The sequence below is a fragment of the Ruegeria sp. YTSC325 genome (genome assembly GCF_059609525.1).
In genome coordinates this window covers 1-14,805 of the sequence record NZ_JBXWLY010000009.1, presented here as the reverse complement: position 1 = coordinate 14,805, position 14,805 = coordinate 1, and the positions used below count along the sequence as shown (strand labels likewise).

Annotated in this window: 17 protein-coding genes and 1 pseudogene; 10 read left to right on the top strand and 8 right to left on the bottom strand. The window is 58.2% G+C overall.

Annotated elements, in window-relative coordinates:
- Window positions 1-26: 26 nt before the first annotated feature.
- Together AC2FF7_RS13775 and regB are read right to left on the bottom strand one after the other, a co-directional pair.
- Window positions 27-1,535, bottom strand: a complete 1,509-nt coding sequence (locus AC2FF7_RS13775) for a PAS-domain containing protein (RefSeq protein WP_480868870.1) — start codon at window positions 1,533-1,535, stop codon at window positions 27-29.
- Between the two features lie 64 nt (window positions 1,536-1,599).
- On the bottom strand, window positions 1,600-2,997 hold the full coding sequence (regB, locus tag AC2FF7_RS13770) for a sensor histidine kinase RegB (protein WP_170355588.1): 1,398 nt from the start codon (window positions 2,995-2,997) through the stop codon (window positions 1,600-1,602).
- A 93-nt stretch (window positions 2,998-3,090) separates the two neighbouring features.
- On the opposite strand from regB, the gene AC2FF7_RS13765 reads away from it, so the two are divergent.
- From AC2FF7_RS13765 to AC2FF7_RS13755, 3 genes are all read left to right on the top strand, one after another.
- A complete protein-coding gene (locus tag AC2FF7_RS13765; protein WP_480868868.1) occupies window positions 3,091-3,711 on the top strand; it encodes an SCO family protein in 621 nt (206 codons plus the stop codon).
- A gap of 76 nt (window positions 3,712-3,787) precedes the next feature.
- Window positions 3,788-4,342 carry an ActR/PrrA/RegA family redox response regulator transcription factor gene (locus AC2FF7_RS13760; protein ID WP_142637470.1) on the top strand — a complete coding sequence of 185 codons (555 nt, stop codon included), beginning with the start codon at window positions 3,788-3,790 and terminating at the stop codon, window positions 4,340-4,342.
- 165 nt (window positions 4,343-4,507) lie between these two features.
- Entirely contained in the window at window positions 4,508-4,879 is a 372-nt protein-coding gene (locus AC2FF7_RS13755) for a VOC family protein (protein WP_170355586.1), read from the top strand.
- Here AC2FF7_RS13755 and AC2FF7_RS13750 read toward each other — a convergent pair.
- On the bottom strand, window positions 4,876-5,469 hold the full coding sequence (locus AC2FF7_RS13750; protein ID WP_480868866.1) for an HD domain-containing protein: 594 nt from the start codon (window positions 5,467-5,469) through the stop codon (window positions 4,876-4,878). The two genes, AC2FF7_RS13755 and AC2FF7_RS13750, sit on opposite strands and share 4 nt — an antisense overlap.
- A 205-nt stretch (window positions 5,470-5,674) precedes the next feature.
- On the opposite strand from AC2FF7_RS13750, the gene AC2FF7_RS13745 reads away from it, so the two are divergent.
- The 3 genes from AC2FF7_RS13745 to AC2FF7_RS13735 all read left to right on the top strand — a co-directional run bounded on the left by AC2FF7_RS13745 (window position 5,675) and on the right by AC2FF7_RS13735 (window position 8,245).
- Window positions 5,675-5,995, top strand: coding sequence for a hypothetical protein (locus tag AC2FF7_RS13745; protein WP_170355584.1), 321 nt, complete (start codon window positions 5,675-5,677; stop codon window positions 5,993-5,995).
- Between the two features lie 101 nt (window positions 5,996-6,096).
- Window positions 6,097-7,485 (top strand): adenosylhomocysteinase, encoded by a 1,389-nt coding sequence (ahcY, locus tag AC2FF7_RS13740; RefSeq protein ID WP_170755541.1) that lies wholly within the window; start codon window positions 6,097-6,099, stop codon window positions 7,483-7,485.
- A gap of 13 nt (window positions 7,486-7,498) precedes the next feature.
- Window positions 7,499-8,245, top strand: coding sequence for an extensin-like domain-containing protein (locus tag AC2FF7_RS13735; protein ID WP_496905796.1), 747 nt, complete (start codon window positions 7,499-7,501; stop codon window positions 8,243-8,245).
- Window positions 8,246-8,277: 32 nt separating this feature from the next.
- Here the strand turns inward: AC2FF7_RS13735 and AC2FF7_RS13730 are convergent, their stop codons facing one another.
- Entirely contained in the window at window positions 8,278-9,354 is a 1,077-nt protein-coding gene (locus AC2FF7_RS13730; protein ID WP_480868862.1) for an L-dopachrome tautomerase-related protein, read from the bottom strand.
- Between the two features lie 92 nt (window positions 9,355-9,446).
- On the opposite strand from AC2FF7_RS13730, the gene AC2FF7_RS13725 reads away from it, so the two are divergent.
- Both AC2FF7_RS13725 and AC2FF7_RS13720 read left to right on the top strand, forming a co-directional pair.
- Window positions 9,447-10,322 carry a LysR family transcriptional regulator gene (locus AC2FF7_RS13725; RefSeq protein ID WP_170355581.1) on the top strand — a complete coding sequence of 292 codons (876 nt, stop codon included), beginning with the start codon at window positions 9,447-9,449 and terminating at the stop codon, window positions 10,320-10,322.
- A 135-nt stretch (window positions 10,323-10,457) separates the two neighbouring features.
- Entirely contained in the window at window positions 10,458-10,799 is a 342-nt protein-coding gene (locus AC2FF7_RS13720) for a DUF2853 family protein (RefSeq protein ID WP_353392476.1), read from the top strand.
- Window positions 10,800-10,989: 190 nt separating this feature from the next.
- Here AC2FF7_RS13720 and AC2FF7_RS13715 read toward each other — a convergent pair whose 3' ends face one another.
- From AC2FF7_RS13715 to tsaD, 4 genes are read right to left on the bottom strand one after another with little or no spacing between them, the layout of a single operon-like run.
- Window positions 10,990-11,412: an EVE domain-containing protein gene (locus tag AC2FF7_RS13715; protein ID WP_170755545.1), complete on the bottom strand. Its 423-nt coding sequence runs from the start codon at window positions 11,410-11,412 to the stop codon at window positions 10,990-10,992.
- Window positions 11,412-11,681, bottom strand: coding sequence for a YciI family protein (locus AC2FF7_RS13710; RefSeq protein WP_170355578.1), 270 nt, complete (start codon window positions 11,679-11,681; stop codon window positions 11,412-11,414). Before AC2FF7_RS13710 ends, AC2FF7_RS13715 begins: the two co-directional genes overlap by 1 nt.
- 1 nt (window position 11,682) lies before the next feature.
- On the bottom strand, window positions 11,683-12,639 hold the full coding sequence (locus AC2FF7_RS13705; protein ID WP_496905795.1) for an NAD(P)H-dependent glycerol-3-phosphate dehydrogenase: 957 nt from the start codon (window positions 12,637-12,639) through the stop codon (window positions 11,683-11,685).
- Window positions 12,636-13,730 carry a tRNA (adenosine(37)-N6)-threonylcarbamoyltransferase complex transferase subunit TsaD gene (tsaD, locus tag AC2FF7_RS13700; protein ID WP_480868856.1) on the bottom strand — a complete coding sequence of 365 codons (1,095 nt, stop codon included), beginning with the start codon at window positions 13,728-13,730 and terminating at the stop codon, window positions 12,636-12,638. The genes AC2FF7_RS13705 and tsaD overlap by 4 nt, the downstream gene beginning before the upstream one ends.
- Window positions 13,731-13,827: 97 nt before the next feature.
- On the opposite strand from tsaD, the gene AC2FF7_RS13695 reads away from it, so the two are divergent.
- Together AC2FF7_RS13695 and AC2FF7_RS13690 are read left to right on the top strand one after the other, a co-directional pair.
- Complete coding sequence (locus AC2FF7_RS13695; RefSeq protein WP_496905794.1) at window positions 13,828-14,541, top strand: uroporphyrinogen-III synthase; 714 nt, start codon at window positions 13,828-13,830, stop codon at window positions 14,539-14,541.
- 54 nt (window positions 14,542-14,595) lie between these two features.
- A pseudogene (locus AC2FF7_RS13690) lies at window positions 14,596-14,805 on the top strand (hypothetical protein); the annotation flags it as partial.

The window sequence follows — 14,805 nt, the reverse complement described above, 5'->3', positions numbered from 1 at the left end:
TCGCACCGGTTTGCCTGCAACCCGGTTCAGGCGCTGATCTGGTGTAACTTAGGTTGAAGAACTGTTTTATCTTCTGTTGCAAACCGGATAATTGTCGCTCCGTTTTGCATCGGGCAGATTGTGCATTCAAGCGAAGCACCATTGCGCATACGCAACTCTGCCGACCATTCTGCCCGGTTGTCGCGCATCCCTACAAACTCTCGAATCTCACCGAAAACAGGGGATGCGGTACAAAGTTCCTGCCAACTGCGGGTGACATCCAGAACTGAATCGGCGTCAAACCCCGAGTCTCCGCTGTCGCCCCACAGATTTTGATAGGCGTAATTGGTAAAGGCCAGGGTTCCGTCATCGCCAAAAACGGCGACCGCATCCGCCAGTTTGTCCAGAACCGATTGCATCAGGTCCATTTCTGAACGGAACCGCCGGGTCAGGGTGATCTCGGCCGTGATGTCTTCGAACAAAAAGGCGACGGCACCGTCGGGATGGGGGCGGCCGCTAACCGAATAAACCGACCCTGAGGGCAGCGACCACGTTTCCTGATAATTCCCGTCCTCGGCAGCCTCAAGCAGGTCATTCATCTGACTGCGCCAGCTTCGGTAGTTCTTGGGTTCGGGCATCACGTGTTGATCCCTTAGCCGGTCGAAAAAACTGGACAGGCTTGGCCGGCAGCTGAGGAAGTCCGGGGGCAGGGCGGTCAGGTCAATTAGGGCCGGGTTGAACAGGGCCAATTGTCGGTTGCGGTCGAAAATCGCCAACCCAATGGACAGTTGGGCAAAGGTCTTGGTCATCGTCTGAACGAATTTGCGCTGGGCGGTTTCGGCGTCGACAATCGCGTTGATGTCGACGGCGTAACACAAGTGCCCCTCTGGATGGTGGACTCGTGTCAGATCGAACCAAAGCTTGATTTCGCTGCCGTCCGACGAAATTGAAATCCGCGTCTTTCCACCCAGTCGGGCATCTTCTTCGGATCCGGGAAACAACGGCGCGGTCAGATCGGTATCCTGACCCCGCACCTTGCGAACCAACGAAATATAGGCTGCGTTGCACCAACGAACTGTGTCTTGTTCATCCAGTAACCAGACGGGATACGGCGCGCGTTCCATTGCCAGGCGGATTGGATCGTTCGCCTCACGGTTGATGGTGGCAGGGCAGATGCTGTTTTCACGCAATTGAACCCTGACTATGCCGTCGATCCATTCGCACATGACGTCACGCTCGACCGTACAGTCTATGGCGGGGATGATCAGATTACCCTCCTGTCGGATGCAGTCCGGAGTTTCGGGAAAAGTGGGAAAGTCTCGCTGCAGTAAACGGCGCAGGTCGTGCCAGGACCGGACTTCTTCGAACCCTTCTAGCGCGATATCCGAGTGGCTGATCAGACGTTGATCGTCGAACAAAAACACCGCGTCAAACAAGGACGTGGGCGAGGATAGGCCGAAATTGTCACCCCTGTGCCGACGGCGCGGCAGCAGCCATTGCACCGCAAGGCCGGCAGAGACCAAGCCTATGACAGCCAGAATGAACCAGTCGACCATGAACGCCCCGCAACAGAAGTTACGAAACCGGATTATGGTTACCAATGGTTAACGGGGTCTTAACTCAGACCTGAATCCGTTGGTTCGCGCCAGACGGGACCGGGGTGTCTCCTTGTTGCGCATCAACCAGATTTCTTGGCCAAGTGACCTTGACGATAGCCCCCCGACGTTCGGGGTTTTCGGATAAGGTCTGATAGGGGTCTGAACCGTTGGCAAATTCCAGTTCCGCTCCGCTGCGCTCCAGCAGGGTTTTGGCGATGAACAAGCCCAACCCCATGCCTTCGTATTCTGGGCGTGCGCGCTGATCGGTTTCGGCGCGCCGGCGGCGCATGAATGGGTCGCCAATTCGCCCGATCATCTGAGACGGATATCCGCGCCCGTCATCCATGATGCTGACAATGATCTGATCAGAGCTCCATTCCGCCTCGACCCAAACGTTCGCGCGGGCAAAATCCACCGCATTCTGGATTAGGTTCCGCAACCCGTGAATGATTTCGGGCTTGCGCAGGATCGAGGGTTGCTGAACATCCCCGTCATCCGCAGGGCCTTCGGTAAAATGGACGGTTTTGCCCCGGTGAATGTGTGGTTCTGCAGCCTCGTTCACCACGGTTGAAAGAGGGGCTTGCCGCAGATGCAGATCATCCTTTCCGGCCCTGCCCATGTCGCGCAATATGTCCCGGCACCGGTTGGCCTGTTCTCGGATCAGCGCGGCATCCTCTTTCAGTTCGGGCCGGTCATCCAGTTCTTCGATCAACTCCGAGCTGGTCAATTTGATTGTGGCCAGCGGCGTGCCCAGTTCATGCGCGGCCGCAGCAACAACCCCACCTAGGTCGGTCAGCTTCTGTTCTCTCGCCAGGGCCATATGCGTGGCGGCCAGAGCCTCGGACATGGATTGAACTTCGGAACTGACACGATGTGAATAGGCACCCAAAAAGACGATCGCGATGACGATCGCGGCCCAGTTTCCGAACAACAGGATATCCGGGATTTCAAGATCCATTCCGACATCCGTACGCAAGGGCACATGGAATTCGGCCAGCAGAGTGGTCAGAACAATTGCAACCACGCCAACGATCAACGTCGACCGGGTGCTCATGACATTGGCCGAGATCGTTACTGGCCCCACAAGCAGCAAGGCAAACGGATTGTTCAGCCCCCCGGTCAGGTACAGCAGAACGGTCAATTGCAGCAGGTCGAACAGAACCATCAGGAAGTTCTCGAACTCTGACAAGCGCTTGTTTCTTGGGAAGATCAGGATCGCAGTCAAGTTGCCCAGGATCGATACCCCGATGGCCAGGTAGCACAGCATCACATCCAGCTCGACGTGATAGGTCTGTTGGGCGACGGTGATGGCTGTGATCTGGCCGATGATGGCAACCCAGCGCAGCAGGATCAGCGTGCGCAGCCTGATCCAGCTGCTGCGTTCCTGTCCACGCCATAATGTGATGTTGGAATTGGCCATGGGTTCACTATGTCCTGTTGCATCGGCTGATCATCTTGATAGGTGTCCGGGCCGAAACGATCAACAACCCCTCTGATCATTAGGATTGAAGTCATGGTCCGTCTTTATGCCGTTCTTGCCACCGTTGTTCTTGCCATTGGTCTGGGGGCCATGTGGCTGCTGACCCGAGGTGCCGGATCAGATGATCAGTTCGCACAATGCCGGTCCAGCCAAATCGCCGGTGGCACCGCAGCAATCGGCGGCCCATTCGAATTGATCAACGGAGAGGGTCAGACTGTCACTGACACTGACGTTATCACCGAGCCAACACTGGTTTATTTTGGCTATACGTTCTGTCCTGATGTCTGCCCGTTCGACATGTCGCGCAACGCCGAGGCCGTGGATATACTGGCGGGTCGTGGCCAGTCGGTGACGCCTCTTTTCATCTCAATCGACCCAGACCGGGACACGCCAGAAGTGGTGGCCGACTATGCCTTTAACATGGGCGGTAAAACCATCGCGCTGACCGGTTCGGCCGAGCAGGTCAAAGCCGCCAGCCAGGCTTACAAGACCTATTACAAGGCCCATGACAAAAGCGACGAATACTATCTGGTCGACCATTCCACCTTTACCTACCTGATGACGCCCGAGGCCGGATTTCTTGAATTCTTCAACCGCAATGACTCAGCTGAACAGATGGCCGACAAGGTCGGGTGTTTTCTGGACAAACTGTGATCCGTTTGACCTTTGCAATGGCGCTGCTATTACTCATAGCTAGGCCAACGGCGTGAAATAGCGGAAAGAATAAAATATGGCAGACAGCTCTGACCTGGATATCGGCCCGGACAAATCCCTGCTTCTGGTAGATGATGATGAGCCTTTTCTGAGACGTCTGGCCAAAGCCATGGAAAAGCGCGGCTTCGAGGTCGAGACCGCAGGTTCGGTCGCCGCAGGCCGTGCCATTTCAACAGCCCGCCCACCAGCATATGCGGTCGTGGATTTGCGGCTTGAGGACGGCAATGGTTTAGACGTGGTCGAAGTGCTGCGTGAAAAGCGCCCGGATAGCCGGGTTGTGGTTCTGACCGGATACGGCGCGATCGCGACCGCCGTGGCCGCCGTTAAGATCGGTGCGACCGATTATCTTTCGAAACCCGCCGACGCCACTGACATCACCAACGCGCTGCTGGCCAAGGGCGACGAACTACCACCGCCCCCGGAAAACCCCATGAGCGCGGACCGCGTGCGCTGGGAACATATTCAACGGGTTTATGAGCTGTGCGACCGGAATGTGTCCGAGACTGCCCGTCGACTGAACATGCACCGTCGGACGTTGCAGCGGATTTTGGCAAAGCGCAGCCCGCGATAAGCTTGTTTGAGTCCTCGGCGCTGAGATTCAGTATTTCTATGTGTTCTAGCCGGCAGATAAGTTGCGGTGTGTCGTCATGTGTCACGCCTTCGTGACTTGCACCTCTGCGACCTGAGGCCAAGTGTTCGCCTCGGGAAAACACTTAACAAGACAGGAACCTCTCAAATGATCGGTTACGTGACCATCGGCGTGTCAGACATGGAGCGCGCAAAGAAATTCTATACCGAGCTGCTTTCGGATCGCGATGCCAAGGTGACGCTGGATGTGGGGCGCATCGCCTTTATCGGCAACCAGCCCGGTGCGCCGATGCTGGCTGTGTGCGAACCTTATGACGGTGGTGATTGTGCGCCGGGAAACGGCACTATGGTGGCTTTTGCAGCGGATTCGAAAGAGCACGCGCAGGCGATGTACGACAAGGCGATCAGCCTTGGTGCCACCGACGAAGGCGAGCCCGGCCAGCGCGTGCCGGATGTGTTCTACGGGGCCTATGTCCGTGATGCGGACAACAACAAGATCTGTTTCTACGTCTTCGGCTAAAGCTGTGCCAACAGGGCGGCGTGCCGGTCAGTATAGGCGCGTCGCACCTCGACCGGAGGGCGCAGGACGATGTTCAGCCCCTCTGTCACCGACTTGTCGGGGCGACCAAAAAACTTGGTCGCCTCGGCCTCGGAAAAGCCCGCGATCTGGGTGGCCTCCATCCAGGCGCTGATCTTGTCGGCCTTTTTGATCTGACGTTTCACTGTCTTCGGCACCGCAGCGGGCAGGCCAAAGCGAATGTGGATCGCCGCCGCCAACCGATCATCCAACGCACCATAGTCGGGACCGACGGCGGATTTGACCGGCGAGATCATGTCTCCGATCACATATTCGGGGGCGTCATGTAACAAGGCAGCCAGCCGCCATTTGACCGGCGCATTGGGGGCCATGCGGCCATAAAGCTCTTCGACCAGCAGCGAATGTTCGGCCACGGAATAGGCGAAATCCCCTGCCGTCTGGCCGTTCCAGCGCGCCACAAAGGCCAGTCCATGCGCGATATCTTCGATCTCGATATCCACAGGGGTGGGGTCCAGCAGGTCCAGCCTACGGCCCGACAGCATCCTCTGCCACGCGCGGGGTTGTGTTGCCATTATGCCATGCCTCGTCCGTACAGTCGCGATTGCGCCTCAATTTTATGGTATGGTTTACCTGTCAAGATCACCAGCTGCCAACTTTTTCTTGAGCATTCGTGCTTTGAACAAGTGCGCGGTGATACCGACATCAAGTACCGAGGGGGGCGCATGCTTCTCCCGGTGTGCCCCTCTCGATTGAAACCAGAATCGAAAGGAGCTTGTTATGTTCAAGCGTTTATTTGGAGTTGCCCTGGCTTTTGGAATGGCCGCGACTGCGCCTCCGGCTTTTGCACAGCAGAACACTTGTGCGCAGCGTGATCACGTAATCGCCAAGCTACAGGACAGCTATTCGGAACAGCTAGCCTTTGGCGGATTGCAGAAATCGCGCGGCGGGCAATCGGTGATGGAGGTTTGGACCTCTGAGGAAACGGGAAGCTATACCGTTTTGGTGACCCATGCGAACGGCCTGAGTTGTATCGTCGCCGTTGGCACCGATTTTTTTGAGGCGATCCCCAAGATCAAGGTAGACGGCACGCCAAGCTGATTTTAGCGACAAAAATCCCGTTTCCGGCCATCTGCGTTGCCACGCTCATAAAGGGATGTTAGGGGCAACCCGGAACAGTATTTACCGGAATGGAGTACCTGATGGCCGGGGACTATATCGTCAAAGACATTTCGCTGGCCGGGTTCGGCCGCAAAGAACTGGATATCGCCGAAACTGAGATGCCGGGCCTGATGTCCCTGCGAGCAGAATATGGCGAAAGCAAACCGCTTAGCGGCGCGCGCATCGTTGGCTCGCTGCACATGACCATCCAAACAGCCGTTCTAATCGAAACGCTGGTGGCGCTTGGCGCAGATGTGCGCTGGGCGTCGTGCAACATCTTCTCGACTCAGGACCACGCGGCGGCGGCCATTGCCGAGGCGGGCATTCCCGTTTTCGCCATCAAAGGCCAGACCCTGGAAGAGCATTGGGACTATCTGGACAAGTCCTTTATGTTCGAAGATGGCCCGAACATGATCCTGGACGACGGCGGCGACGCGACGCTGTATATCCTGCTGGGCGCACGTGCCGAAGCGGGTGAAGACATCATTCCCGTTCCGGGCTCGGAAGAGGAAGAGGTGATCAAGAAGCAGATCGCCAAGCGTATGGCTGCAAGCCCAGGCTGGTTCACCAAGATGCGCGACCAGATCAAAGGTGTGTCCGAGGAAACCACGACCGGCGTGAACCGTCTGTATCAGCTGGTGAAAGAAGGCCACCTTCCTTTCCCTGCGATCAACGTGAATGACAGCGTCACCAAGTCGAAATTCGACAACAAGTATGGCTGCAAAGAATCGCTGGTCGACGGCATCCGCCGCGCCACCGACACCATGCTGGCCGGTAAGGTTGCCGTGGTCTGCGGCTATGGCGATGTGGGCAAAGGCTCGGCCGCGTCGCTGGCCGGTGCCGGTGCCCGTGTGAAAGTGACCGAAGTTGACCCGATCTGCGCGTTGCAGGCCGCAATGGACGGGTTCGAGGTCACTCTGCTGGAAGACGAAGTTGCCAGCGCTGATGTGTTCATCACGACCACCGGCAACAAGGACGTGATCCGTATCGAGCACATGCGCGAGATGAAGGACATGGCCATCGTCGGCAACATCGGCCACTTCGACAACGAAATTCAGGTGGCCAGCCTGAAAAACCACAAATGGACCAACATCAAGGAACAGGTGGACATGATCGAGATGCCCTCGGGCAACCGCATCATCCTGCTGTCCGAAGGCCGTCTGCTGAACCTCGGCAACGCCACCGGGCATCCGTCGTTCGTGATGTCGGCCTCGTTCACCAACCAGGTTCTGGCGCAGATCGAGCTCTTCACTAAAGGCGATGAGTACAAAAACGAAGTCTATATCCTGCCCAAGCATCTGGATGAGAAAGTCGCCCGCCTGCATCTGGACCGTATCGGCGTGAAGCTGACTCAGATGGACTCGGAACAAGCGGCCTATATCGGCGTGAAACCCGAAGGTCCCTATAAGCCCGAGCATTACCGCTACTGATCGCGGATCGGGTATGACGAAACGCACGGGACGCCGCCGGTTCATGCGACTGGCGGCGTCTTTCTTTTCCATCATCGTATTTCTATTTCTAGTTGGCTCTGCCGGGTTTCTGCTGGTGACACACCCGAAGTCACCCTTGCCTGACCATTGGAACCCCCTGCGCGATCTGTCGATTACGGCCCCGGTTACTCTGGTTACGCGGTTTCAGTTGAACCGTGCTCTGGCGGATGAGGCGCAATGCAAGGCGGTACTGTCTGCGGACGAAGTGGCGTTTGCTGAGATGGAAGATTTGGTCGTCGATCAGAATTGCGGGATCAGCGGACGGGGCCTGTTGTCGCGCGTTGTTACCGCAGATGTCCCGGGGGTCGAAACGCGCTGTACCACGGCTCTGCGTCTTGCCATGTGGGAACATCACGTGGTTCAGCCTGCTGCGCGGGACATTTTGGGTACTGAGGCGCGTGCTCTGCGGCACCTGGGCAGCTATAACTGCCGCCGGATGCGGACCGCGCAGGGGCAGGACAGCCGATGGAGCAGTCATGCAACTGCGGATTCTATTGATATCATAGGGGTCGATCTGGCAGATGGCCGCACGGTGAACCTGTTGCGGGATTGGCCGACCCAAGGGCCCGAATCCGAATTCCTACGCCAGATCGGGCAGGGCGCTTGTGATTGGTTCCGCGTGGTGCTGAGCCCCAATTTCAACAAGCTGCACGCGGACCACTTCCATTTGCAGGGGCCCGGCTGGGGCTATTGCAGATAATCCGGCCCCGCGAAACGGGGCCGGAGATTGGCTTAGCGTCCGCTGACCGCATCAGCCAGCGATTTGAACCGGACGATCTTGTAGATACCCTTCGAGGCATCCTCGCCATTGTTCAGTACGGGCGAGCGGTGCAACTCGTTAATCGTGGCATAGACATACCCATCCGCACCGATCGAAAACCCGTCTGGCCACGGCAATTCATCGTCCGACTGGAACAGCACTTCATAACTGCCATCCGGCTTGGTGACGCCCAGCGCATTGTCCGTCATCGCGGTGATATAGACATTGCCGCCGGTATCCACGGTTGACCCATCCGAGATCGGCTTGTCGCCATAGCGTTCAACCTTGGCTTCAAGATCGGCATCTGACAGGCTTTCATCCAGCAGCGCGGCGGTGGGAATGCGGTACATTGCGCTGGCTGTCATGGGCGCGAAGTAAACCCACGTGTTGGTCGGATCGACGGTGATCGGATTGATGCCGATCTTCGCAGGATTGCCGCCCAGCGTAATCTCGCGCCCGTCAATCACCATCGGCGTATCTTCAGGAATCGTATATTTAGAGCCTTCCAGGACCCGACGCGCCCGCCCGGTATCCAGATCAACCACGATAATGGCCGAGTTCTGCCCGTCGCCGGTATCCGAGATGTAGATAGCCCCATGATCGCGATCCACAGCCAGATCGTTCAGGAACGATGTGGGCCGCGCCACAGGCGCGCCGATATAGTGGATTGCGTGCAGCGTTTCGGTTTTGGTGTCCCAACCAACGACGCGTCCGGTCTGGTTCTCGCCCTGACCATCCAGCATCCACAGGATTCCATCGCGATCCGCCCGCAGGCCCAACACGCCGTTCAACCCGTCCGCATCATCGTTCGGGGCGCGGGCCCAGTCTTCGGTCGGGTAGGGTTTGGTGGAGCCGTCCGGCATCACTTCAACCACGCGCAATTCGGGGCCATAGAATTCATGCACGGACATGAACATGCGCCCATCCGGGCCAATGGCCAGATTGCCCGGAGGCATGGCCTTTTCAAACTCAAGATAGGTTTCCAACTCGGCTGCCGCTGCGGGCATGGCCAGCGCAAGCGCGCATGTGGCTGCGTAAAGTGATTTCATCAGGTCCTCCTCTGGTCGTGGTTCAGCAGATACCATTTGAAATTTTCCGCGATAACTGGCTCAATCTTGAAACCAGCGTTAGGAATTTTCGAATGTACCATGTGAATGACCTGCTGACCTTTGTCTCGGTCGCGAAAACCGGCGGCGTCGGGTCCGCGGCCAAGGCGCAGGGGATCTCGGCGGCGACGGTCAGCCATCGCATCACGAAGCTTGAGGAGGTTCTGAACCTCAAACTCTTCCACCGCAACAGCCGCAAGGTGCAACTGACCGAAGAAGGTCTGATCTTTCTGGACCGGATCGAACCTTTGTTGGCCGATTTGCGCGACGCCGAGCTTGAGGCCGGCAGTGGCACTGGCGCATTGCGCGGACATTTGCGCGTGACGCTGTCACCCTGGATTTTGTCGCGCTTCATCATGCCGGTTATGAGCGCGTTTCAGGCCGAGCATCCGGACCTGACGGTCGAGTTTCTGGCCGTTGATCGCTATGTCGCGTTGGTGGATGAGGGTATCGACTGCGCGATCCGGGTGGGACAGATGGCCGACAGCACACTAAAGGCCCGTAAACTAAGCGATAATGACAGGATCATCTGTGCTTCACCGGTGTTTTGCGAGACATATGGACTGCCGGCCACGGCTGAAGACTTACGCCTAATGCGCTGGGCCTGTCTGCCGTGGCAAACTCGGCTCGACATCACGGATGGTCACGGTGCTGCGCAGTTTTCGATCCCGCGCGGGATTGCAGTATCGAACTCGGATATGTTGACCGAAGCGGCGGTACAGGGGTTGGGGCTTGCGGTCAAATCCCGATTAGCTGTTCAGCGCGAGTTGGAAAGCGGAGCACTGGTTGAGGTCATGCCTGGTGTTTTGCGGTCACCTGACGCTCCGATCTCATTCGTGCATGCAGGGAACGCAACACCTGGGCGAAAGGTGCGCGCTTTCTCAGATTTGGCCAATCGCGCCTTTCAGTGAGTTTTCCGTGTTTCCTTGGGGGGAAACAAACCAGTTTTTCCCGTTGTGACCTACCCTCAGCTGAATAGATTTCCCGCACTTGTTTCAACCTTTTGTGACTTCGCAGCAAGACGCTGCTTTACGGGAGAGCCAGTCATGGGAAAACGCGACGACTTGATTGCAAAATACGCGGAAGATCTGAAGAACAAATGCGGGATGGATCCCGATATGGACTTGCTGACCAAGGTCACGATCGGTTGCGGTCCGGCGATCTACGATGCCGACGCATCGACCGTGGCGGCCTCGCAAGAGGGCGAGATTGAGACTGTCAAAAACAACTTCCTGATCAAGAAACTGGGCCTGTCCGATAGTCCTGCGTTAGATGAGGCGATACAATCGGTGCTTGGCACTTATGGCATGTCAGAGCGCAATAAATACCGCGCTGTGGTCTATTACATGCTGACCAAACACTTCGGCAAGGAATCGGTCTACGGTTGATCCAATAGCGCCCGTCGCAGCGGCGGGCGTTTCCAATTTTAAGTACTTGGTGTTTGTATCGGCGCCGCTGTTTCGGCTAGTGTCATCTTGTGGCCAGGACGGTCAGAACCGAAGAATTTCTATACGCGTGTGGTGAGTCGGGAGCACGCGGGGTAGGGAAGGTTCTGCATCCGTCGGAACCTTCCCTTTTTTATTCCGCCTGAGTCTGCCCCAGATCGCAGATCACCTGCCATTCGGCATCCGTAACCGGCTGCACCGACAGGCGCGAGTTTTTCACCAGCACCATCTCGTCCAGCCGTCCATCGGCCTTGATCTGGTCCAGCGTGACCGGTGTTTTGAAGGGCCGTACGGCCTTGATATCCACGCATTCCCAGCGCTCGTCATCGGTGGTGCTGTCGGGATGGGCGGCGGCGCAGACCTCGACGATGCCAACCACCGCCTTGTCCTTTTGCGAATGGTAAAAGAACCCCCGGTCGCCCACCGCCATCTGACGCATGAAATTGCGCGCCTGATAGTTGCGCACGCCGTCCCATTCCTCGCCTGCGTCCCCTTTGGCAACCTGTTGGTCCCAGCTCCAGGTCGAGGGTTCGGATTTGAACAGCCAATATGCCATCAGCCGATGACCTTTTTCCACGCGATCAGGTCGACGGACTGGAACAAACCGGCCTTGGCATAGGGATCATTGTCAGCCCAGCTTTGGGCGGCGGCCATGTCTTCCACCTCAAGGATGATCAGCGATCCGATCATTGCGTCGCCATCCAACAGGGGTCCAGCCTGTGCAACGACACCGGTTTCTTCGATGTAAGCCAGGTGGTCGGCGCGATTGTCCAGCCGGGTTTGCAATGCGCCGTCCTTGTCACGGGCGATCAGAGCGATGAGCATATTATTCCTCCTTCAGGGGTCTGTTGAGCAGAGTATCAATGGCCTGCGCCACACTATATGTGCCTTGGCTCAGGTCGGCGACAGTAGCGCTGATAGGCATGTCCAGCCCCTCGGCCCGGGCAATGTCGGACATGGCACGCGCGGTTGCGACGCCCTCGACCGTGGTGGTGGTGTCAAAGGGCTGATTTCGACCCAAACACAGGCCGAAACGATAGTTTCTGGATAACTCGGACGAGCAGGTCAGCACCAGATCGCCCAGTCCCGACAGGCCCATAAGGGTTTCGGGCCGCGCGCCGCGCATTAGGGCAAAGCGCTGCATCTCAGCAAATCCGCGCGTCATCAGCGCGGCGCGGGCGCTGTCGCCCAAACCGGCTCCGATCGCTGCTCCGCAAGCGATGGCCATGACGTTCTTCAACGCGCCGCCCAGTTCCGCCCCGATCAGATCGGTGGTGCGGTACAGGCGCAGGTTCGCCGTGGTCAGGTCATGCTGTAGCTCATGCGCATCCTCAGAGCAGGCCAGCGTTAGCGCGGTGGGCAATCCGCGTGCGATATCATCGGCAAAGCTCGGGCCGGTCAGCAGGGCAGGGCGCGCGTCGGGAATGGTCTGCCGGATGACCGAGATCGGACCCAGCCCGGTGGATAGCTCGATACCTTTGCAGCAGGCCACCAGCGTTTTCCCAGCCAGAACCACGCCGTGATCCGTCAGCACACCGCGCAGTTTTTGCATCGGCACTGAGACCAGTAACGTTTGACTGCGCGTTGCCTGCGTAATGTCCGCCGTTACGGTGATCGCATCCGGCAAGGCCACACCCGGCAGCCGCGCCGCGTTTTCACGCGTGCTGTGCATCACCCGCGCCTGTTCCGCGTCTCGCGCCCAAAGCGTTACCGGTCCGTTTCCGGCCAGCGAAATTGCCAGCGCGGTCCCGAATGCACCCGAGCCCAGAACCGAAACGCTCATGCCTTGGCCCCTTTTTTGCCACTGCCAAGCATTGCGGGGCTGGTCTGGTCCAAAGGCCAGCGGGGGCGGGCGGTCAAGTCCAGCCCGTCGCGTGCGCCGGTGCGAAATCGCTCGATCCCGGCATAGGCGATCATGGCCGCGTTGTCGGTGCAAAGGGCGAGAGGCGGCGCGGTGAAACGCGCGCCTTTCTCACTACAAACAGTCTCTAATGCTGAACGAATGGCCGAATTTGCTGCGACGCCTCCAGCCACGGCAATCACCGGCTCCGCGGGGTTTTCGTTTAAATACAGATCCATCGCTCGGCGCGTTTTCTCGGCCAGTGTATCGACAACGGCCTGTTGGAATCCGGCGCACAGATCGGCGCGGTCCTGACGGGTCAGCCCGCCTTTCTCGGCCACGACCTGATCGCGCATCCGCATAAGTGCAGTCTTAAGGCCTGAAAAAGACAGATCACATCCGGGGCGGTCCAACAAAGGCCGCGGAAAGCGGAACCGTGTGGGATCACCTGCGCGGGCCTCGGCCTCGACCGAAGGGCCGCCGGGTTGCGGCAAGCCCAGTAGACGGGCGGTTTTGTCGAACGCCTCACCCGGCGCGTCGTCGATGGTGCCGCCCAGACGGGTAAAGTGGTCCGGCCCGTGGGCGATCAGGTATTGGCAATGTCCGCCCGAAACCAGCAGCATCAGATACGGAAACGCGATCCCGTCGGTCAGGCGCGGCGTCAGCGCGTGGCCTGCCAAATGGTTCACCCCGATCAAGGGCAGCCCTGTCGCGGCACTGATCCCTTTGGCGCACATCACGCCGGACATGACGCCGCCGATCAAACCCGGCCCCGCAGTCACGGCTATGGCGTCCATGTCGGACAGAGCCAAACCGGCCTCCTCAAGCGCCTGCATGACGCAAGTGTCCAGTTTCTCGGCATGAGCGCGGGCAGCGATCTCGGGGACAACGCCGCCAAAGGCACTGTGCAGTTCGTTTTGGCCATGAACGATCGAGGACAAAACCTCGGCCCCGTTTTCGCCATGGCGCACAACGGCTGCGGCTGTGTCGTCACAGCTGCTTTCCAACCCGAGGACAGTAAGTGTTTGCACCATTGGCCTGATCCGTTACACCTTGGTTGCCAAGCGGGGTATCACCCTGTGCGGATGCAAACAATCCCAAGGCCCAAGGCGCCGACCGTTGTATTTGTTGATGACCCGCCCGCGCGCGGCCTCTGAAAGGTTCGTTGCGCAGCTTCCGACCCGCGTCAGGTCTCGGGTGCAGGTCATCTATTCCCCGATTCTGGAAATCAAACCCCTGCCGGTTCATGTGGATACGATTGATACGCGTGGGCTGATTTTCACTTCAGCCAATGCGGTGAACGCGGCGGCCTCGGCTGGGGTTGAGCGGTCTCTACCTGCCTTCTGCGTGGGTCCTGCAACAACAGGTACGGCAAAAGGTGCTGGGTGGGACGCGCAAATGATGGGCCAGACCGCCGAGGAGTTAATCGCAGCCCTTTTGCAAACCCGACCGCTCAGTCCGCTACTGCACCTGCGAGGCGAGCACAGCCGGGGCAATATTGCCGCGCGGCTGACCGAATCCGGCCTGACCGTGCGCGAACAGCCCGTTTACCAGCAAAACCTGTTACCGCTGACACCCGAAGCGACTGCCGCCGCAAGCGGTAAATCCCCTGTTTTGGTTCCAATATTTTCACCCAGAACGGCGCGACATTTTGCCGACATCTGGCGCGGTTCTGCCCCGCTTTGGGTAGCTGCCATCAGCCAGGCCACGGCCGAACCCCTTTATTCTTTGCCCTATGCGCGGTTGAAGGTCGCGAAAGCGCCGACACCCAAGAAAATGCGTAAGGCCGTTAAAAAACTTGTGAAACATGCGTTGCGGGTTGAGGGCGACGTGGCCACCGACTAACTTAGCCGGGTCTGTTGTTCCAAGCATTTCGGATTCGATAAGGGGAATATTGCGGTGGCTGATAAGAAGAACTCCGATCAAAAACCGGTGGATGATCCCAAGACAGATGAGTCGGTTGAAGCTGTTTCCGCATCTGAGGAACCGACTATTGACGATGCAACAGCGTTAGAAGAGACCCTTTCCGAAGCCGAAGCCGAAGCCGAAGCCGAAGCCGAAGCCGAAGCCGAAGCCGAAGCCGAAGCCGAAGCCGAAGCCGAAGCCGAA